General features: G+C 67.0%; 18 protein-coding genes. 14 read left to right on the forward strand and 4 right to left on the reverse strand.

The features are described 5' to 3' along the window. The first annotated feature begins 72 nt into the window (after nucleotides 1-72). From LU699_RS08875 to LU699_RS08895, 5 genes are all read left to right on the forward strand, one after another. A complete protein-coding gene (locus LU699_RS08875) occupies nucleotides 73-1,308 on the forward strand; it encodes a tetratricopeptide repeat protein (RefSeq protein ID WP_232136596.1) in 1,236 nt (411 codons plus the stop codon). A 135-nt stretch (nucleotides 1,309-1,443) separates the two neighbouring features. Beyond that, on the forward strand, nucleotides 1,444-2,109 hold the full coding sequence (locus LU699_RS08880; RefSeq protein WP_232136598.1) for an energy transducer TonB: 666 nt from the start codon (nucleotides 1,444-1,446) through the stop codon (nucleotides 2,107-2,109). A 100-nt stretch (nucleotides 2,110-2,209) separates the two neighbouring features. Next, a complete protein-coding gene (locus tag LU699_RS08885) occupies nucleotides 2,210-2,959 on the forward strand; it encodes a MotA/TolQ/ExbB proton channel family protein (RefSeq protein WP_425491058.1) in 750 nt (249 codons plus the stop codon). A 37-nt stretch (nucleotides 2,960-2,996) separates the two neighbouring features. Beyond that, the gene (locus tag LU699_RS08890; RefSeq protein ID WP_232136599.1) at nucleotides 2,997-3,419 is read left to right on the forward strand and encodes an ExbD/TolR family protein; all 423 of its coding nucleotides are present in this window, start codon (nucleotides 2,997-2,999) and stop codon (nucleotides 3,417-3,419) included. Nucleotides 3,420-3,434: 15 nt separating this feature from the next. Further along, on the forward strand, nucleotides 3,435-3,848 hold the full coding sequence (locus tag LU699_RS08895) for an ExbD/TolR family protein (RefSeq protein ID WP_232136600.1): 414 nt from the start codon (nucleotides 3,435-3,437) through the stop codon (nucleotides 3,846-3,848). Between the two features lie 255 nt (nucleotides 3,849-4,103). Here LU699_RS08895 and LU699_RS08900 read toward each other — a convergent pair whose 3' ends face one another. The 3 genes from LU699_RS08900 to cls form a co-directional block, all read right to left on the reverse strand. Beyond that, complete coding sequence (locus tag LU699_RS08900; protein WP_232136601.1) at nucleotides 4,104-4,865, reverse strand: pyridoxine 5'-phosphate synthase; 762 nt, start codon at nucleotides 4,863-4,865, stop codon at nucleotides 4,104-4,106. After that, nucleotides 4,862-5,143 (reverse strand): hypothetical protein, encoded by a 282-nt coding sequence (locus LU699_RS08905; RefSeq protein ID WP_232136602.1) that lies wholly within the window; start codon nucleotides 5,141-5,143, stop codon nucleotides 4,862-4,864. Before LU699_RS08905 ends, LU699_RS08900 begins: the two co-directional genes overlap by 4 nt. Before the next feature lie 509 nt (nucleotides 5,144-5,652). Further along, nucleotides 5,653-7,095: a cardiolipin synthase gene (cls, locus tag LU699_RS08910; protein ID WP_232136603.1), complete on the reverse strand. Its 1,443-nt coding sequence runs from the start codon at nucleotides 7,093-7,095 to the stop codon at nucleotides 5,653-5,655. 298 nt (nucleotides 7,096-7,393) lie between these two features. On the opposite strand from cls, the gene LU699_RS08915 reads away from it, so the two are divergent. The 6 genes from LU699_RS08915 to LU699_RS08940 all read left to right on the forward strand — a co-directional run bounded on the left by LU699_RS08915 (nucleotide 7,394) and on the right by LU699_RS08940 (nucleotide 13,250). Then, nucleotides 7,394-7,915 (forward strand): hypothetical protein, encoded by a 522-nt coding sequence (locus tag LU699_RS08915; RefSeq protein WP_232136604.1) that lies wholly within the window; start codon nucleotides 7,394-7,396, stop codon nucleotides 7,913-7,915. Then, complete coding sequence (locus LU699_RS08920) at nucleotides 7,915-8,532, forward strand: hypothetical protein (RefSeq protein WP_232136850.1); 618 nt, start codon at nucleotides 7,915-7,917, stop codon at nucleotides 8,530-8,532. The genes LU699_RS08915 and LU699_RS08920 overlap by 1 nt, the downstream gene beginning before the upstream one ends. 53 nt (nucleotides 8,533-8,585) lie before the next feature. Further along, nucleotides 8,586-10,169 carry an adhesin gene (locus LU699_RS08925; protein WP_232136605.1) on the forward strand — a complete coding sequence of 528 codons (1,584 nt, stop codon included), beginning with the start codon at nucleotides 8,586-8,588 and terminating at the stop codon, nucleotides 10,167-10,169. Nucleotides 10,170-10,353: 184 nt separating this feature from the next. Beyond that, complete coding sequence (locus LU699_RS08930) at nucleotides 10,354-11,049, forward strand: C39 family peptidase (protein ID WP_232580560.1); 696 nt, start codon at nucleotides 10,354-10,356, stop codon at nucleotides 11,047-11,049. A 13-nt stretch (nucleotides 11,050-11,062) separates the two neighbouring features. Then, the gene (locus tag LU699_RS08935; RefSeq protein WP_232136607.1) at nucleotides 11,063-11,824 is read left to right on the forward strand and encodes a hypothetical protein; all 762 of its coding nucleotides are present in this window, start codon (nucleotides 11,063-11,065) and stop codon (nucleotides 11,822-11,824) included. A 115-nt stretch (nucleotides 11,825-11,939) separates the two neighbouring features. Beyond that, nucleotides 11,940-13,250, forward strand: a complete 1,311-nt coding sequence (locus LU699_RS08940; RefSeq protein WP_327058760.1) for a transporter family protein — start codon at nucleotides 11,940-11,942, stop codon at nucleotides 13,248-13,250. Between the two features lie 192 nt (nucleotides 13,251-13,442). Here LU699_RS08940 and LU699_RS08945 read toward each other — a convergent pair whose 3' ends face one another. Further along, complete coding sequence (locus LU699_RS08945) at nucleotides 13,443-14,762, reverse strand: sigma-54 interaction domain-containing protein (RefSeq protein WP_232136609.1); 1,320 nt, start codon at nucleotides 14,760-14,762, stop codon at nucleotides 13,443-13,445. A gap of 197 nt (nucleotides 14,763-14,959) precedes the next feature. On the opposite strand from LU699_RS08945, the gene LU699_RS08950 reads away from it, so the two are divergent. The 3 genes from LU699_RS08950 to LU699_RS08960 all read left to right on the forward strand — a co-directional run bounded on the left by LU699_RS08950 (nucleotide 14,960) and on the right by LU699_RS08960 (nucleotide 17,634). Continuing rightward, nucleotides 14,960-16,054, forward strand: coding sequence for a PA0069 family radical SAM protein (locus LU699_RS08950; protein ID WP_232148307.1), 1,095 nt, complete (start codon nucleotides 14,960-14,962; stop codon nucleotides 16,052-16,054). An 81-nt stretch (nucleotides 16,055-16,135) separates the two neighbouring features. Then, a complete protein-coding gene (locus tag LU699_RS08955; RefSeq protein ID WP_232136611.1) occupies nucleotides 16,136-17,203 on the forward strand; it encodes an ATP-binding protein in 1,068 nt (355 codons plus the stop codon). Next, on the forward strand, nucleotides 17,200-17,634 hold the full coding sequence (locus tag LU699_RS08960; RefSeq protein WP_159681218.1) for a response regulator: 435 nt from the start codon (nucleotides 17,200-17,202) through the stop codon (nucleotides 17,632-17,634). Before LU699_RS08955 ends, LU699_RS08960 begins: the two co-directional genes overlap by 4 nt. Nucleotides 17,635-17,922 lie beyond the last annotated feature (288 nt).

Consider the following 17,922-nt stretch of genomic DNA (forward strand, 5'->3'; position numbering starts at 1 on the left):
TCGGGCGATAATCGCCGTATCCAGACTCCGGCCCCCGGCGTACCGCGGGCCACCTGCCAATCGAGGTGTTCCATGTCGAAGTCCCGCATGTCCCAGCAGGCGCTCGCCGCTGCCCTGACCACTGCTCTGCTCGCATTCGCGGCGCCGTCGATGGCGCTCGCGCAGGACGAAGGCAGCGACCGCAGCAGCCGCGCCGACCGTTCTTCGCGCAGCGCCGATCGCAGCGAGCGCCGCAGCTCGCGTCAGGCGCCGCAGAAGGCCGAGGCGCTATATCCCAACAGCAGCCGCCAGGAGCCGGGCGTGTCCGCCAGCCAGCGTCTGCTCAAACAGCTCAATACGCTCTCTGAAGCGAGCAATGCGTCCGACGCGGCGAAGGGTCTGCCGGTCGCCGACGAGATCCTCGCCAATGACGCCGCGAACACCTACGACAAGTCGATGGCGGGCCTGCTCGCCGGCCAGCTGCTCCTCAACGAGGACAATGATCGCGCGATCGCCTATCTCAACCAGGCGATCGAAACCGGCGGTCTCGACAACAACAACCACTTCCAGGCGATGCTGATCGTCTCGCAGCTGCAGGCGCAGGACGACAAGTACGACCAGGCGCTCGCGTCGCTCGACCGCTACATCACCGAGTCGGGTTCGACCGATCCCAAGGACCAGGCGCTCAAGGGCAATCTGCTCTATCGCCTCGAGCGCTATCCGGAGGCGATCGCGACGCTCAAGCCGCTGGTCGATGCGGGCGGTGAAGTCGATCCGCAGTGGCAGCAGATTCTGATGGCGTCCTACGCCGAATCGGGCAACAGCGCCGAAGCTACGCGTCTCGCCGAACAGGTCGCACAGGCGACGCCGGACGACAAACGTTCGCAGGTCAATCTCGCGGTGTCGTATCTGCAGACCGATCAGAACGACAAGGCGATCGAAGTGTTCGAGCGTCTGCGCGCAGCGGGTCAGCTCACCGAAGAGAGCGAGTACCGCAACCTCTACGCGCTGTATCTCAACAGCGAGAACAAGGAACGCGAAGCGATCGCGGTGATCAACGAAGGCCTGCAGAAGAACATCCTCAAGGAGGATTACCGCACGATGGCGGCACTCGGTCAGGCAAACTATTTCAGTGAGCAGATCGAACCTGCGATCGCTGCATGGCGCAAGGCCGCACCGCTCGCGGAGAACGGCGATACGTACCTCAATCTCGCACGCGTGCTGCACCAGGAAGGGCGTGCGGACGAAGCGAAGGAAGCGGCGCGTCAGGCCATTGCAAAGGGCTTGAAATCCAACACAGACGCCGAGCGCATCATCTCGGGTCGTTAAAAAAAAGTTGCCGGAATTACGGATGGTACTGGCCACTTGGATTGGTATAAGCTTTAGGGTTCCTGCCGACCGAACAGGTTGGCAGTTCAACTTTTCCACCGGGGTTTCGGCCCCGGCCTCACCAGAGTTCTCCGCATGACGCAACGCTCGACGACGACCGACAGGAACGACGAAGACGAGGGCCTGAACTGGGGCCGCATCGCCGGCTTCACGATGGTGGTCGCGTTCCACGCCGCTGCGATCATGCTGCTGCTCGCGCCCGTCAATCCGCCGAACGCTGCAGCGCAGGAAGAAGCGGCCACGCGTGTCGTGATCATCGAACCGCCACCGCCGCCGCCCCCGCCGCCGCCGCCGCCGCCGGAACCGCCTAAGCCGACGCCGATCAAGGAACTGACCCCGCCGCGTCCGACACCGGTGCCGCCGCCGCCGGAATCGCCGCCGGTCGTGTTCGACGATCCGTCGCCGATGGATACGCCGGCTCCGCCGCCCGCACCGCCGTCGCCGCCTGCACCGTCTGCCGATATCGGCGCCAGCGTCGACATCTCGTCGAAGAACATGAATCCGCCGCGTTACCCGCCTGCCGCTGCACGCGCGCAGATCGAGGGCACGGTGATCCTGGTCATCGACGTCGACGCCAACGGCAACGTCACCAACGTGTCGGTCGAGAAGTCCAGCCGCAATCGTGATCTCGACCGCGCTGCGATCGAAGCCGCACGCAAGTGGTCATTCGCACCGGCCATGTCGAATGGCCAGCCGGCCGCAGGTCGCGTCCGCGTTCCGGTCGACTTCAACCTCGGCTGATCGATTCCGCTGTATCCGATACACCGGCGTTCTTCGAAACGTCGACACTTACGCGTCAACGTTCCACTCTTCAAACCACTACATCTAGAAGGTAAGCGTCATGCTGCAGGAAACCACCAACGCCGCTGTGTCCAACGCTGCCGGTCTGGAGTCGATGGGCTTCGCTGACATGATCGAGCACATGGACGCGGTCAACTGGACCGTGCTCATCGTTCTGATCGTGATGTCGGCCATGTCGATCTTCTGGATCATTTTCAACGCCATCAAGGCTGCGCGCCTGAAGGGCAGCACCGATCGCGTGATCAACACGTTCTGGGAAACCCCGAACGCGCAGGACGCGATCCGCTTCATGGAAGAGCAGCCGAAGAGCGAGCCCTTCTCGAAGGTCGCCCTCGACGCCGCACAGGCCGCCGCGCATCACCAGCGTCATGAAGGTTCGCGTCTGGTCGAGTCGCTCAACCGTTCGGAATTCGTCGATCGCGCCCTGCGTCAGGCCGTGACCCGCGAATCGCTGAAGCTCGAAGACGGTCTGACCGTTCTCGCCACCGTCGGTGCGACCGCGCCGTTCGTGGGTCTGCTCGGTACGGTGTGGGGCATCTATCGCGCCCTGATCCGCATCGGTGCCAGCGGCCAGGCCGACATCGGCGCAGTGGCTGGTCCCGTCGGCGAAGCGCTGATCATGACCGCCATCGGTCTGGGCGTCGCGATCCCGGCAGTGCTCGGCTACAATTTCTTCGTCCGTCTGAACCGCGGTACGAACAACAAGCTCGACACCTTCGCGCACGATCTGCACGACTTCTTCGCCACCGGTTCGCGCGTCGGCGAGACGCCGGCTCCGGCCAAGGTCTAAGAAGCGCGCACGTCAGTAGCGACAACGGAGTTCAGATATGGCTTTCAGCTCAGGTGGTGGCAACGACAAGGTCAACGCCACGATCAACATCGTCCCGCTTGTCGACGTCATGCTGGTGCTGCTGATCATCTTCATGGTCACGGCACCACTGATGGCGCACAAGGTGCAGGTCGAGTTGCCGGAAGCTAACCTCGACGAGCGGCCGGAAAACGCACCAGGCCCGACGCCGCTGACGGTAGCGGTCACCGAAACCGGTGACATCTACCTCAACGACGAGCCGGTGACGCTCCAGCTGCTGGAGAGCGCTTTCTCGGTCGAGGCCCAGAAGACGCCGCAGCCGCCGGTCAACATCCGTGGCGACTCGACGACGAAGTACCGGACGGTCAACGAGGTCGTCAACACTGCGCAAGCCCAAGGCATGCGCAAGGTTGGCTTCATCGCCACGGTCGAAAACAGGTAAACCGGAGCAACACGCATGGCATTTTCATCCGGTGGCGAAGGCCCGATGGCCGACATCAACATCATTCCGCTCTGCGACGTGATGTTGGTGCTGCTGATCATCTTCATGGTGACGGCGCCGAAGGCTTCCTATCCAATCGACATCGATCTCCCGCAGCGTTCGACGACGCCGCCGGAGAATCCGGTGGAACCACCGGAGCCGATCCGGCTGCGCATCGACGGTTCGGGCCAGATCTTCTGGAACGACAGTCCGACGCCAGTCTCGGCACTGCGCAACATGATGGAGTCGGAAGTCCAGCGTGACCCGACCAATCAGCCGACGCTCGAGATCGACACCAGCGGCGACGCCGATTACGGCGTGCTGGCCAAGGTGTTGGCGGAAGCGAAGAACGCGCAGATGCAGAAGATCGGCTTCGTGGCGGCTCAGTAATACGCGACAAACATCGGCGCGGGCCTGCAGCACGCGCCGGTGATCGATGCAGTGATTTGAACGCCGCCCTCGGGCGGCGTTTTTTTGTGCGATCCCATGACTCGTGACATGGAGTCAACGCACGAATGCGATGGATCCGACGCGCGTGGACGCGCATCGTTCTGCTGTCGGAATCAAGAGACGGCGTGGAGCCGCTGCGCTGAAAATCAGCGGGAGCGGTGTGTTGCGATCAGGCGATCGGATCGAACACGTGGATCAGGCGCGTGCGGCCACCGCGTCGGTGATCGCGAGATAGCGACGTACCGTCGTGTCGAGGCCGTCGTACAAGGCCTCACCGATCAGCGCGTGGCCGATCGAGACTTCGTCGATACCGCCGAGCGCCGCTAGAAACGCACCGAGATTGGCCTGGCTCAGATCATGGCCGGCGTTGACGCCGAGTCCCGCGGCGTGTGCTTGGCGCGCGGTCGTCACGAATGCGGGCAGGGCCGTTTCCGGCGTGCCCGCGTCGAAGGCTTCGGCCCACGGACCGGTGTAGAGCTCGATGCGATCGGCGCCGCTGGCGCGCGCGGCTTCGATGTCGGCGCCGGCATCGGCGAACAGGCTGACGCGGCAGCCGAGATCGCGGAATGCAGCGACCAGCGGAATCAGCGCGTCGCGCTCGCGTGCGAAATCGAAGCCGTGGTCCGAGGTGAGCTGTGCGTCGCCGTCGGGCACCAGGGTGACCTGCGCCGGACGTGTGTCTTCGCACAGCGCGAGCAGCCCCGGATACCCGTCGCGCGGTGGCGCGAACGGGTTGCCTTCGATGTTGAACTCGACGCCGCGCTCTGCCGTCAGTTTTGCCAGTGCACGCACGTCGTCCGCGCGGATATGCCGGGCATCGGGCCGCGGATGCACGGTGATGCCGTGCGCGCCGGCGTCGAGACACGCACGTGCCGCGCGCACGACCTCGGGATCGCGGCCGCCGCGCGAATTGCGCAGCACCGCGATCTTGTTGACGTTGACACTGAGCCGGGTCACGGACCGGCGGGTGGCGTGCGGGCCGGATCGTCGACCGGCGATGTCGCGGCCGCGCGGCGGGCATCGGCCTGTTCGCGCAGACGACGCAGTTCCGCCGGGTCGACCATCATCGCTTCGCTGCGGCTCTGGTTGCCGACGCGTTGCGCCAGCAGGCCGAGCACACCGATCACGACGAACACGAGCGACAGCACCAGCGCGATCGCCGCGAGCGGGACCGACGTGGTGGTGAACGCGATGACGACCGCGCCGAGCGCGAGCAACAGGAACAACCAGGGCATGGGACGGGCTCCGCCTGACGTGTCCGCGAGTCTAAACCAGTCGCCGGCCGGAACCGGCGTTGCCATGTACTCCGCAGCGACGAACGCGCCACTGGCGCGATGGACGCAGCGCGTCTTGCGGGCGTGTCCCAAGTGATGGCTTTTCGAAGCGTCGGGCACGGCGTCATGGTGCGGAGGACCGTTCAAGCGCAATGAATCGCATCGCGGCCTTGCCGTGATCGGGCGGATGCGGAACCAAGGGCGGCGATTTTCCAGCGGCCGACGGCGTTCCCCGATCCGTCCGTACCTTGTGCACCGCGAATGGCGAATACGATCGCCGTCGCTGCGCTTCACGCTTTTTGCGGCCGCAGATAGTAGCGATCCGCGGTCAGAAGCCTAGGACAAGGCCGATCAACCCCGTCTTTGCCCGTCATTCCCGCGAAGGCGGGAATCCAGTGACTTGCCAGCCATTCAACAGAAAAACGCTGGATTCCCGCCTTCGCGGGAATGACGAATGTTTCAGCGTCGCCCTACAGCAGCGGCGAGCACAGCCGGGCGAGGGCTTCGGGCAGGCGTGCGCTCAGCAGCGGGCGGTGGCGGCCGCGCTGGACGCGCGGGGCATTGGCGAACTCGCGTTCGATGTACTGCGCGAGCGCCGCCGCCATGCCGGGGTCGTCGAACAGCACCGAGACCTCGAAGTTGAGCCGGAAGCTGCGGTGGTCGAAGTTGGCGCTGCCGATCAGGGCGAGATGGTCGTCGACCAGCAGCGTCTTGCTGTGCAGCAGGCGCGAACGGTACTCGTAGATCTTCACGCCCGCGACCAGCAGCTGGCCGAAGTAGGAACGCGCGGCCAGCGTCACCAGCTTCGAGTCGCTGGTCTTCGGCACCAGCAGGCGCACGTCGAGTCCGGCGAGTGCGGCCGAGGTCAGCGCCATCATCGCGGCCTCGCCAGGCACGAAGTACGGCGTGGTCATCCAGACGCGGTGTTTCGCGGCGTGGATCGCGCCGACGTGCGCGCGATGGATCGCTTCCCAGTTCGAATCCGGGCCCGAAGTCAGCACCTGGGTGCGGATCGGACCGGCATCGGCGGGCGGCGTCTGCCGTTCGACGTCGGCGAGAAAATCGCGTCGGCCGGTGGCGTAGGCCCAGTCCTCGGCGAACACCAGCTGCAGCACGCGCACCGACTTGCCGACCAGACGCATGTGCAGATCGCGATACGCATCGCTGCGCAGGCGCTCGTCTTGCTCGTCGGTGATGTTCATGCCGCCGGTGTAGCCGATGCGGCCGTCGATCACGACGATCTTGCGATGCGTGCGCAGGTTGGTCCACGGCCGCCGCCAGATGCGCCCGAAGCGCATCGGATGGAACCAGGCGAGTTCGCCGCCGGCGTCGAGCAGCGGAGCGAAGAACTTGCGCGAGGCCTTCGAGCCCACGAAGTCGAGCAGCACGCGCACGTGCACACCGGCGCGCGCGCGTTCGACCAGTGCATCGCGCAGCGCGGCGCCAGTCGTGTCGGGTTCGTAGATGTAGTACTCGAGATGCACGTGGTGTTCGGCGCGCGCGATGTCTGCGAGCAGCGCGGTGTACTTCGCCGCGCCGTCGACCAGCAGTTCGACTTCGGCCGAGGATGTCGCCGGCAATCCGGTCGTCGCCTGTCCCAGTCGAACGAGTTCGGCGGCCTCGCCCTCTTCGGCTTCGATCTGCGTGCTGCGCATCGACGCGCGGCTGTGGCTGCGGCGCAGACGGTTGCGGCGGATCTTCTGCGGTCCGAACACGTGATAGACCAGAAAGCCCACGTACGGCAGCAGGGCGAGACCCAGCAGCCAGCTCAGCGTCGCGACCGGCTCGCGCTTCTGCAGCACGATCCACATGCCCAGCACCACCAGATACAGCGCCCAGCCCACGGTCAGCAGCGTCACGAGGTGCGGCATGGTCGCGAACGACTCCCAGGCGCGCTGCAGGGTTGCGGACATGGAGGACTCGACGACGGCGCCGATCGCGCCGCGCACAGGGTAGCGGCGCACTACGCCGAACGCGTCGTCGTCAACGCGCTGTGACGTGTGACACGGGGGTGTTGCATCCGTGCAACACCCGTGCAGCCGCGCCATGGCGCGGTTTAAGGCGTCCGCGACCCTTGGCTGCTGTAACAGCTGGCGACGCTATCCCCGGCGCCATTCTGCCTCGAAAGATGCAAGCGATTGATCTGCAAGGATAAAAAGACTTGGCACGCGCTCTGCGTTGACTCCCTCGCTGAAGAACCGGGAGACGACGATGCGCCATCCAATCCAGACGGGCCTGATCCTGCTGCTGCCGTGCCTCGCACTGGCCGCAGGCACGGCGCACGCCGCCGGTGCGCGCGCCGGCGTGCAGCCGACGCCCGGCGAGATGGTGTTGCTGCGCGACGTCAGCGCCCGCCATGCGGTGCGCCAGGCGCCCCCGGGCATCGGCCTGATCGTCGACCCGACACCGAACCGGCAGCTGATGCCGTCGCTGCCCGGCGGTGAACTGAGCGACGCCGACTTCCTTTCGCTCGACACCGGCAACCAGGTGCAGGGCGCGATGCGTGGCGACGGCGGTATCGCCGCGCCAGTGACGCGCGTGTTGACCGGCACGCTCGGCGGCGGCGCGAATGCACGCGACGCCAGCGGCATCCAGGGCGCCGGCACGCTCGGCGCCGCGACCGGCGGTGTCTCGGGCATGGTCACTGGCGCAACCCGCGGCATCGGCAGCCAGATCACCGGCGCGCTGTCGCAGATGCCGTTCGCCCAGCCGGCGAATGGAGGCGGGCCGTGATCCGCATCGCCACCTGCCTCGCGCTGGGCCTGCTCGCCGCCGCGCCGGTGCTCGCCGCGGACGACTACCCGGCGATGCTCGGCTACCTCACGCAATCGCGCGTGGACGGCAACGCGTTCACCGGCGCGTCCGGCGCGATCGCGATCAACGTCGCCGCCGGCGATCTCAACCAGCAGGCGAACCTGCGTGCGATCGCGGTCGGCACGCATGCGATCGCCGATGTCGACGTGCGCCAGTCGCGCCGTCGCGACTTCGCGACCTCACCCGATACGGCCACGGCCGTCATCGCCGGCAACACGCTTGCTGGCGCGTCGGGCATCGCATCGATCAATCAGGCCAGTGGAGCCGGCAACGCGTCGTTCAACGCGGTGTCGCTCGCACTGGCGCAACAGGGCATACGCGAAAGCGACGACGACAGCTCGCTGTCGGCGGCGTTCGCGTCGGCGGGGCAACAGCACGGTTTCGAACACGGGGGCGCGACATCGAATCGTCGCGTGGCGTCCGTCGAGTCCACTGCGCTGCAGGGCTTCGAAGGTGTGTTGCAGCTCAACCAGGTCGCGGGATCCGGGAACGACACCGGCAACACGCTGGCGATGTCGATCCAGGCGGGGCCGTGACCGGGCACTTCAACGGGAACTCCACGAGAGCAGACGAGAGAGAGATCACAGACATGAAGACCATCAAGACCACCCTGCTGGCGATTGCCGTCAGCGCTGCCGGTGTCGGCACAGCCCAGGCGCAGACCTACTACGACTGGACCGTCATCGATCACGACATCACTGTCGACGACACCCGCAATTACGAAACCAACGTCACCAACACCAATACCGAGGTCAACACGACGGTCAACCAGACCCAGGACTGGACCCAGACCATCGATCAGAGCCTCACCGAGTCCTACAACATCGACGTGAACCAGTCGGTGGACCAGAGCCTGACCGAGACCGTCGATCGCAGCCTGACCGAGGCCTACGACATCAGCGTCAACGACGCGTTCAACCGCGAGGTCAACCAGCAGGTCGACCAGAGCCTCGACGAGGCCCATCGCATCCGCACCAACCAGGTGTACGAGAACATCGATCGCACCGAGAACGTGAGCTCCGACGTGCGTCGCGAGCGCAACGAACACGGCGTGTCGGTGAACCTCGAGAAGGATCTGTCGCTGAGCTCGGACATCGCCTTCACCGGCGACCCGACGATCACCGGCAGCATCGATCTCGACTCGGCTGCGATCGCCGTCGTCGACAACCGCCAGTCGGTCAGCGGCAACCTCGGCCTCAACGAAGTGGTCGAGAACACCGCCGGCATCGCCGACGACGTGGGCTCGGAAGCGTCGGGCAACCTGCTGTTCAACGTCGCCGCTGGCGACAACAACGTGCAGGACAACGCTGCGGCGCTGTCGGCCGCCGACGCGGGCTTCGCGTTCGGTCTCGCCGACGCCGAAGTGTTCGTGAACCAGACCGGCAGCGGCAACATCACGATGAATGAAGGCGTGACCAACGCGGCCAGCCTCGGCGGCAATGCGTTCTCGGCGGCGACCGGCAACATCGGCGTCAACATCGCCTCGGGCAACAACAATGCGCAGAAGAACGCGATGGCCGCTTCGGTCGCCACCGCTGCCTATGCGCAGGCCAGCGTCAGCTCCAACCAGGCCTCGTCGGGCAACATGACGTCGAACGCCGGCAGCTACGAGTCCTTCACTGACAGCACCGAAATGACGATGAGCGGCACGCTCAGCGGCGGCTCGATCGCGGTCGGCTACGGCGGCTACGAAGGCAGCACCAGCGGCACCACAGAGTCGACCGGCAACGCCTATCAGCAGTCGAACTTCTACGCCGACATGTGGCAGGGCGAGAACCATCCGAACGGCCCGGTCATCGGCCATGCGGACTACGACAACGACAGCCAGGGTGCGATCGAGAATCCGGGCCGTCCGGGTATCGGCGGACTGGCGTTCGACACCGACTCGGAAGGCTCTTACGAGGGTTCCGAATCCGGCGAACTGGCCTTCATCGAACTGGGCTACACCGAGCTGGAAGCGTCGCTCAGCGGCGAGATCAGCACGACCCAGTGGGTGTCGGTTGCGGCAACCAACGATGCCAGCCTGTCGGGCAGCGCCTTCAGCGCGGCCTCGGGCAACATCGGTGTGAACGTGGCGGCGGGTACCGGCAATCTGCAGGCCAACAGCCTGTCGATGGCGGTCGCGCAGCCGGGCGCAGCGGCCCCGCCTCCGGGCGGTGGTGGCGGCGAGTAAGCGCCCACGAGGTGTGACGTCCGGTCTGCCCCCAGACCGGGCTTCTCCCGGAAGCCCCGCGCCACATGCCCCGTGGCGCGGGGCCTTCCTTTCGAAGGTCGTGGCTTCCATTGCCGGAGGCTGGTGTCAGGTCCGGCAATGGAAGACACGCGATGCGCGCAACGCGCATCAGGAGTCGAACGCAATGATCCGCAGTCTTTCCGGCATCGCAGTGGCCTTGCTCGCGCTGGCCAGCCCCGTGCGGGCGGCCGACGTGGCCTTCCAGGGCATCCTGCCCAATGGCGCGGTGATGCCGGTCAACGTGGAAAGCATGCGCGAGGCGCGCTACCGCAACATCGTGCGCCAGCACACCGATTACAGCTGCGGCGCTGCCGCATTGGCGACGGTGCTCAAGTTCGCCTACCGGCTCGATGTCGACGAGGCGACCGTCATCGAAGGAATGATGGGCCTGGCCGATCCGCAAGTCGTGCAGGCACGCGGCTTCTCGCTGCTGGACATCAAGCGCTACGTGGAATCGCTGGGCATGCGCGGTCGCGGGTATCGCATCGAGGAAGACCGGCTGCGCGCGCTGCGGGTGCCGGGCCTAGTGCTGATGGACGTGCGCGGCTTCCGCCACTTCGTCGTGCTCAAGCAGATCAGCGGCGACTACGCGGAAGTCGCCGACCCGATCCTCGGCAACCGCAGTGTGCCGATGGCGGAGTTTCTCGAGTCGCGGCCGTCGCGGGCCATTTTTATCGTCATAGGAAGTGACTTCGACCGTTCGACCGCGCTGCTGCAGCCGGTCGAGCGCCCGAGCGCGAAGCGGTTGTTCGCGCGTCAGGGACCGGTGACCGATGCCGAGCTGCTGGATTTCGGCTTCAGCCACGCGGACCTGTTCTGACAGGAGACATGAGATGCGTAACTACACGACATGGCTGGTGGCCATCGCCCTAGGCGCGAGCGTCGCGCCGGCGTGGTCCAGCGACGACACGACATCGACGCACGCCAGTGGCCTGCGCGAAATTCCCGATAGCGAACTCGGCGCGATGCGTGGCCGCTACATCGTCGGCGACAACCGCGTCGCCTGGTTCGGCGTGACCATGGTGTCGAACTGGGTCACCAGTGCCGGCCAATCGATCCAGAGCGCGGTGAAGCTGGGCTTCGATCTGCGCGGCGCGAAGCCGGAAGTCAGCTTCCAGCCCAGCGTCACCATCACCGAGCAGACGCCGGCACTGGCCGCGACTGCGGGCACCGGCGAAGTGGACGCATCCGGCCTCGCCGATGTCGGCGGACTCGTGCAGAGCGTGCAGGTCGCCGGCGATGGCAACATCGCGCGCAACGGCATGTCGCTGCAGGTGCGCGATGGCGAGGTTCCCGTCGCGGCCGCGAACACCAGCAGCACGACGGTCGCCGACATGACGCTCAACGGCGCGCATGCACGCGCGTCGCTCGAGGACGGCGGCGTACGGATCCTGCTGCAGGTGGCCGGTCAGGGCGCCGCCGAGCAGTGGATCGATGCAGGTTCGATCGGCCAGAGCATCCAGCTCGCCGGCAACGGCCAGGCGGTCGGCAACCAGTTGCAGCTGGATCTCGTGCGCCAGTCGGTGCCGTCCAGCCAGACCATCCACCAGAACCTGATCCAGGCGATCGGCATGACACGTGCCGGCGGCATCTGAAACAGGCACAGACACGCGTCGATGCGGGAGGGGCACCTTGAAATCGACACCGACATGCGCGCGACGGCCATTGGCCCTCGCGCTGGGACTGGCACTGCTGTGCCCGTCGATCGGCATGGCGCAGGACGCCGGGCAGATCACCGCCGAGGACCGCGCGCGCATGCAGCAGTTGCTGCAGGAGCTGCAGTCGCTGAAGCAGGACTACGCGCAGGAAGTGCGCCGGCTGCGCGAACTGGACATGCAGATCCAGGCGCTGCAGGCGCGCGTCGCGGGCGTGGCACCGGCCATCGCACCGCGTGACGCGCCGCAGATGGCGGCGCAACCGGGCGCGCCTGCGCCGGTGTCGTCGATGGCATCGTCCAGTCCGCCACCGTTGCCGGCCAACGCGGCCGCGGCGCCGGCATCGCGCGGCGACGAAGGCTACGCCAGCACCGCCGAAGACGCGCAGCGCGCCCAGGACACCGACTCGCGCAGCGTCGCCGACGTCAAACAGCAGAGCACCGCGCTGTTCAATCGCCGGCTCACGCTCGAGAACGGCATCAGCTACAACCGCTACGACCGCAAGCAGGTCACGCTCAACGGCTTCCTCGCGCTGGACGCGATCTTTCTCGGCAACATCGCGATCGAGAACGTCGAGTCCGACACGGTGAACTACAACTTCGCTGCGCGCTGGGGCGTCAGCCCGCGCCTGAGCTTGAACCTCGACGTGCCCTACATCGCGCGCAAGACCGTTTACCAGAAGGGCGGCGCCGGTGGTGCTGCGGCAGCGATCGCACAGGAAGAAACCGACGGCCACGGCCTGGGCGACATCAGCGCCAGCGCGAACTGGAAACTGTTCGGCGAACGCGGCCCCTGGCCGGAGACCGTGCTCAATGTAGGCGTCACCGCGCCGACCGGCCGAGAGCCCTACGGCATTCCGTGGCGCGTGCTCGAACGCGACTCCGACAACTTCATCCGCTTCGCGGTGCCCGAGGAACAGCCCACCGGCAACGGTCTGTGGCAGGCGACCGTGGGCCTGTCGGCGGTCAAGACCACCGACCCGGCGATCCTGTTCGGCAACGTCGGTTACGTGCGTTCGTTCGGCAAGGACTTCGGCGATCTCGACAACAATCCGGACACGACGAATCCCGGTCGTGTCGAGCTGGGCGATGCGTTCTACTTCGGCGCCGGCGTCGCGTTCGCGTTCAACGAACGCACCAGCCTGAGCATCTCCTTCAGCGATCGCCTCAACGCACGCGCGCGCACGCGCTACGAAGGTGCCGACTGGATGAAGCTCATCGGCAGCGATGCGAATGCCGCGACGATGAGCCTGGGCGTGACCCACGCGATGACACCGAACGCGACCTTCGTCGGCGTACTCGGTATCGGCCTGACCCCGGATGCGCCGGACTTCAATCTGACGGTGAAGGTGCCCTACGCGCTGTAGGGCGCGTGCTTCGCAGCCCGCTTCATAGGATGGCTAGAGCGCAGCAAAACCCATCGTCTATGCGCGATCAGGCCTCGGTCGGATCGATCGCAGGCACGCGCGTGATCGGCGTATGCGTCGACATCGCGACCACGCGATGGATGTCGCTACGCTCTGCCCATCCTGCGGTGCGGCTTCACACAGTCCGTGGTGTCAGCGGAACGCCTCGAGCGACACGCCGTGCTTGCGACACAGCCGGTAGATCGTCACACGCGACACGCTGAGCCGACGCGCGCTGGCGCTGACGTTGCAGCCGGTCGCGCGCAGCGCGTCGACCAGGGCGTCGTGTTCGGTGCGATCGCGATGATGATCGAGTGCGACCACCTGCGCGTTCGCGCCGAGTTGCAGGTCCGCCGGTTCGATCAGCGCGTGCTCGGCGACCACCGCGGCGCGACGCACGCGGTTGAGCAGTTCGCGCACATTGCCCGGCCACGCATGCTGGCGCAGGCATTGCCGCGCGGCCGCGCTGAAACCGCGCGCCTGCACGGAATGACCCGCGCGGAATTCATCCAGGAACTGGCGCGCGAGCAGTTCGACATCGGCGCCGCGCGCACGCAGCGGCGGCAGTTGCAGCCGCAATACATCGAGGCGGTAGTACAGATCCTGACGGAACCGGCCGGCAGCGATCGCCGCTTCCAGATCCACGTGGGTCGCGGCGAGCACGCGCACGTCGACGCGGATCGCGTGATTGCTGCCGACGCGCTCGATCGTGCCTTCCTGTAGCACCCGTAGCAGATTGGTCTGCGCATCGAGCGGCAGATCACCGATCTCGTCGAGAAACACGGTGCCGCCATCGGCCGATTCGAACAGACCCATGCGCCGCGTCGCCGCGCCGGTGAACGCGCCGCGTTCGTGGCCGAACAGTTCCGACTGCACCAGCGTCGGCGAGATCGCGCCGCAGTTCATCGCCACGAACGGACGCGCGCGCCGGCCGGACAGATCGTGCAGGGCATGCGCCGCGAGTTCCTTGCCGGTGCCGGACTCGCCGGTGATCAGCACCGGCAGTTCGACGTCGGCGTAGCGGTGCAGCAGGGCGCGCACGCCGAGCATCACCGCGCTCTCGCCGCCGACGCTGGCGATGTCGCGCCGCGGGCTGGTCAACAAGGTGGCAAGCGCGGCATCGAGGCGCTGCGGATCGAGCGGCTGCGGCAGGCGTCCACCACAGCGCGCCAGCACGCGCAGGCAGACCGGATCGCTCGCATCGACGGTGTCGTCGACCAGCGCCAGGCTCGGCAGGTCGGCGTGCTCGGCGAGGATCCGTTCGAATGTGGCCAGGCGCACCGCATCCGCGCCGCGCAGGTCGACGATCGCGATCACCTGATCGCCGCCGCGCATGCCGACTTGGACGCTGACTTCCGGACAGGCCACGCGCAGGTGCCAGCCGCTGGCCGCGAACACGGCTTCTTCGCGTGGGCCCGGGGTGCCGAACCAGACCGCGCAGCGTTGTACGCGCGGCGCCGTCATCGATGCCATGGCGCAGCCCCGCGCAGCCGTGCGGACGGACCGGCCAACGCCGGCGCGAAACGGTCAGACATGCCCCCTCTCCATTCGATGCCCCGAGTGTCAGTCCGTCCAACGCCGGGAGCGTCCGGGGGCGGACAGACATCGCACGCGTATTCACGTGGGCCCGGGTCGCAGGGGTTGAGACGGCCACCGGCGACACTGCCCGCATGAGTTCTCGCGCGCCGCCCCCCGTTTCCGTCGCCCTGAAAGGCCGCGGCAGTGCGTCGTGGGTCGCCGGGCGTTTCGAAAAGCGATCCGCGATCGCCGAGGACGACGGCTGGGACGCGCTGCAAAGCCTGCAGGACGACGCGATCTCGCCGGCGACCGTCGTCACCGAAGAGCGCGCGCGCAGCATCGTCAGCCGCAACACTTCGCCCGATATCAGCTTCTCGCAGTCGGTCAATCCGTATCGCGGCTGCGAGCATGGCTGCGTGTACTGCTTCGCCCGGCCCTCGCACGCCTATCTGGACCTGTCGCCCGGGCTGGACTTCGAGACCCGGCTGTTCGCCAAGACCAACGCCGCCGAGCGCCTGCGCGCCGAGTTCGCCCGCCCTGGCTATGTCTGTTCGCCGATCGCGCTGGGCATCAATACCGACGGCTACCAGCCGATCGAACGCCGCTACGGGCTGACCCGGTCGCTGATCGAGGTCATGGCCGAGGCGCGGCACCCTTTCAGCATCGTCACCAAGAGCGCCAACGTGGTGCGCGACCTCGACCTGCTGGCGCCGATGGCGGCCGACGGTCTGGTCACGGTGCACTTCTCGGTGACCTCGCTCGACAACCGCCTCTCGGCCCGCATGGAGCCGCGCGCCGCCGCCCCGCACGCGCGGCTGCGGGCGATGCGCGCGCTGCACGAGGCCGGCGTGCCGGTCGGCGTGATCGTGGCGCCTGTGGTGCCGGCGATCAGCGACTCGGAACTCGAAGCGATCCTCGCCGCCGCGCGCGAGGCCGGTGCCGGGAGCGCCGGCTACGTGCTGCTGCGGTTGCCGAACGAGCTCAAGGCGGTCTGGCGCGAGTGGCTGCAGCTGCACTACCCCGAGCGCGCCGCCCACGTCATGAGCCTGCTGCAGCAGCTGCATGGCGGGCGCGACTATGACAGCACCTTCGGCCATCGCATGCGCGGGCAAGGGCCGTTCGCCGATCTGATCGCCGCCCGCTTCGCCCGGGCGCGACGCACGCTCGGCTTCGCGCGTCTGCCGCCGCTGCGGACCGACCTGTTCGCGCCACTGCGCCCCCAGACGCCACAGGGCGAGCTGTTCTAGGCACGCATTCACCTCGTCTGCACCTCGCATCGACGCGGGCGTCTCCTACACTGCGCGGTCCCTTCGAGACCTTCCGTCGTAATGTCCGATGCCGCGCCACTGCGGAACGCTGCCGAAGCCGGCGCCTCCGTGGACCTGATCGACCAGCTGCCGAACGGCCTCGCCGTGCTCGCGGCGGACGGGAACTGGCTGCGTGCGAATGCGGCGCTGGGTGATCTCTGGGGCGTGGCCCCCGCCGCGCTGGTCGGCCACGCCGCGCATCGAGAACGTCTGCCGGCGCTTGCCGCGCGCATCGATGCCGCGCTGGCCCAGCTGCCGGTTGCCGATGAGACCCTGCGCGATGTCGCCGTTCCGGATGACGCGACCGGCCGCCATCTGCGCCTGACTTTGCGCCCGCTGGCCGACGGCACCGCGCTGCTGCAGCTGCACGACGACACCGCGCTGAAGCGCCTCGAAGCCCAGCAGGAAACCCTGGCCTTCGGCATCTCGCACGAACTGCGCGCGCCGGTGCGCGCGATCGAACAGTTCGCGCGCCGCCTGTTGGCCCAGGACGGCACCGCCGATCCGCAGACCGCCCGCGACCATCTGCAGCGCATCCAGCAGGCATCGGGTCACGCCGGTGGCCTGATCGACGCCCTGCTCGAAACCATGCGCGCCTCGCGCCCGCCACGCGCGGCTGCCGCCGTCGACGTCAGCCTGCTCGGCGACTGGATCTGCGCCGAACTGCAGGACACCGATCCGGGCCGCGCCACCGAGATCCAGATCGCGCCGGACCTGTGGGCCTGGGGCGACGAGCACGCGCTCAAGCAGCTGCTCGGCAAGCTGCTGCACAACGCCTGGAAGTTCTCCGCGCAGCGTGACACGGTACGCATCACGCTCGAAGGCGAACGCGTCGGCGACCGCCTGCAACTGCGCCTGCGCGACGCCGGTCGCGGTTTCGACATGCGCTATGCTGAACGACTGTTCGTGCCGTTCAGGCGCCTGCACAGCGCCGACGACGGGGCCGGACATGGCCTCGGCCTGGCCATCGCCCAGCAACTGGCGCGCGCGCAGGGCGGACACATCCGCGTGGAATCGGAACCGGACGCCGGCACCACCTTCTTCATCGAACTGCCGGCGGTGCCGGACGAGGACGCAGCCGCGCCATGAGCGACCACACGATCCTGCTGATCGAGGACAACCCCGACGACGCCGAGCTGACCCGCATCGCCTTCGCCGAAGCCGCCATCGACAGCCAGCTGGTCGTGGTCGGCGACGGCGCCGAAGCGCTCGATTACCTGTTCGCACAGGGCAAGTACGCGGCGCGCGACGCAGCCGACCTGCCGTCGATCGTGCTGCTCGATCTCAACCTGCCCAAGCTCGACGGCCGCGAAGTCCTGCAGGCTCTGCGCGCCAACCCCGCGACCCGCGGCCTGCCGGTCGTCGTGCTGACCACCAGCACCGAGCCCTTCGACGTCGAAGCCAGCTACGCGCTGGGCGTCAACAGCTACATCCGCAAGCCGGTGGACTTCAAGAAGTTCGTCGAGGTGGTGAAGCAGATCGGGCTGTACTGGCTGGTGTTGAATCACCCGCGGGGGTGATTGAGGTTCTGGGGTTTCGACCGTTGAGGCGGTCGGCCTCGTCTGAGGTGCGTGCTTAGCGCGCGGCGCCTGCTCCGTGTGCCGCCTTGGGCTTAGATCCAGGCATAGAGGTGCTACCGCTTTTCGCCTTGGTTTTTGCTTCGGCTTTGTATTGCTCTGGCTCCTGCTCTCAATCAAGCCGTAAAGCGAGCCGAGCATCGCAGGGCGGCGGGGTCGAAGAGCAGCCCATGTCTGAGCGCAGCGAGTTTGGGCTGCGTGCCCCGTCGACCGAGAAGCGCAGGGGACCGC

Source organism: Luteimonas fraxinea, from assembly GCF_021233355.1.
Classification (GTDB): domain Bacteria; phylum Pseudomonadota; class Gammaproteobacteria; order Xanthomonadales; family Xanthomonadaceae; genus Luteimonas; species Luteimonas fraxinea.

What these genes read in the sequence shown, in the direction of transcription:
- LU699_RS08875 (WP_232136596.1), top strand. Translation starts at nt 73, where the DNA reads ATGTCGAAGTCCCGCATGTCCCAGCAGGCGCTCGCCGCTGCCCTGACC.
- LU699_RS08880 (WP_232136598.1), top strand. Translation starts at nt 1,444, where the DNA reads ATGACGCAACGCTCGACGACGACCGACAGGAACGACGAAGACGAGGGC.
- LU699_RS08885 (WP_425491058.1), top strand. Translation starts at nt 2,210, where the DNA reads ATGCTGCAGGAAACCACCAACGCCGCTGTGTCCAACGCTGCCGGTCTG.
- LU699_RS08890 (WP_232136599.1), top strand. Translation starts at nt 2,997, where the DNA reads ATGGCTTTCAGCTCAGGTGGTGGCAACGACAAGGTCAACGCCACGATC.
- LU699_RS08895 (WP_232136600.1), top strand. Translation starts at nt 3,435, where the DNA reads ATGGCATTTTCATCCGGTGGCGAAGGCCCGATGGCCGACATCAACATC.
- LU699_RS08905 (WP_232136602.1), bottom strand. Translation starts at nt 5,143, where the DNA reads ATGCCCTGGTTGTTCCTGTTGCTCGCGCTCGGCGCGGTCGTCATCGCG.
- cls (WP_232136603.1), bottom strand. Translation starts at nt 7,095, where the DNA reads ATGTCCGCAACCCTGCAGCGCGCCTGGGAGTCGTTCGCGACCATGCCG.
- LU699_RS08915 (WP_232136604.1), top strand. Translation starts at nt 7,394, where the DNA reads ATGCGCCATCCAATCCAGACGGGCCTGATCCTGCTGCTGCCGTGCCTC.
- LU699_RS08925 (WP_232136605.1), top strand. Translation starts at nt 8,586, where the DNA reads ATGAAGACCATCAAGACCACCCTGCTGGCGATTGCCGTCAGCGCTGCC.
- LU699_RS08930 (WP_232580560.1), top strand. Translation starts at nt 10,354, where the DNA reads ATGATCCGCAGTCTTTCCGGCATCGCAGTGGCCTTGCTCGCGCTGGCC.
- LU699_RS08935 (WP_232136607.1), top strand. Translation starts at nt 11,063, where the DNA reads ATGCGTAACTACACGACATGGCTGGTGGCCATCGCCCTAGGCGCGAGC.
- LU699_RS08940 (WP_327058760.1), top strand. Translation starts at nt 11,940, where the DNA reads ATGGCGCAGGACGCCGGGCAGATCACCGCCGAGGACCGCGCGCGCATG.
- LU699_RS08945 (WP_232136609.1), bottom strand. Translation starts at nt 14,762, where the DNA reads ATGGCATCGATGACGGCGCCGCGCGTACAACGCTGCGCGGTCTGGTTC.
- LU699_RS08950 (WP_232148307.1), top strand. Translation starts at nt 14,960, where the DNA reads ATGAGTTCTCGCGCGCCGCCCCCCGTTTCCGTCGCCCTGAAAGGCCGC.
- LU699_RS08955 (WP_232136611.1), top strand. Translation starts at nt 16,136, where the DNA reads ATGTCCGATGCCGCGCCACTGCGGAACGCTGCCGAAGCCGGCGCCTCC.
- LU699_RS08960 (WP_159681218.1), top strand. Translation starts at nt 17,200, where the DNA reads ATGAGCGACCACACGATCCTGCTGATCGAGGACAACCCCGACGACGCC.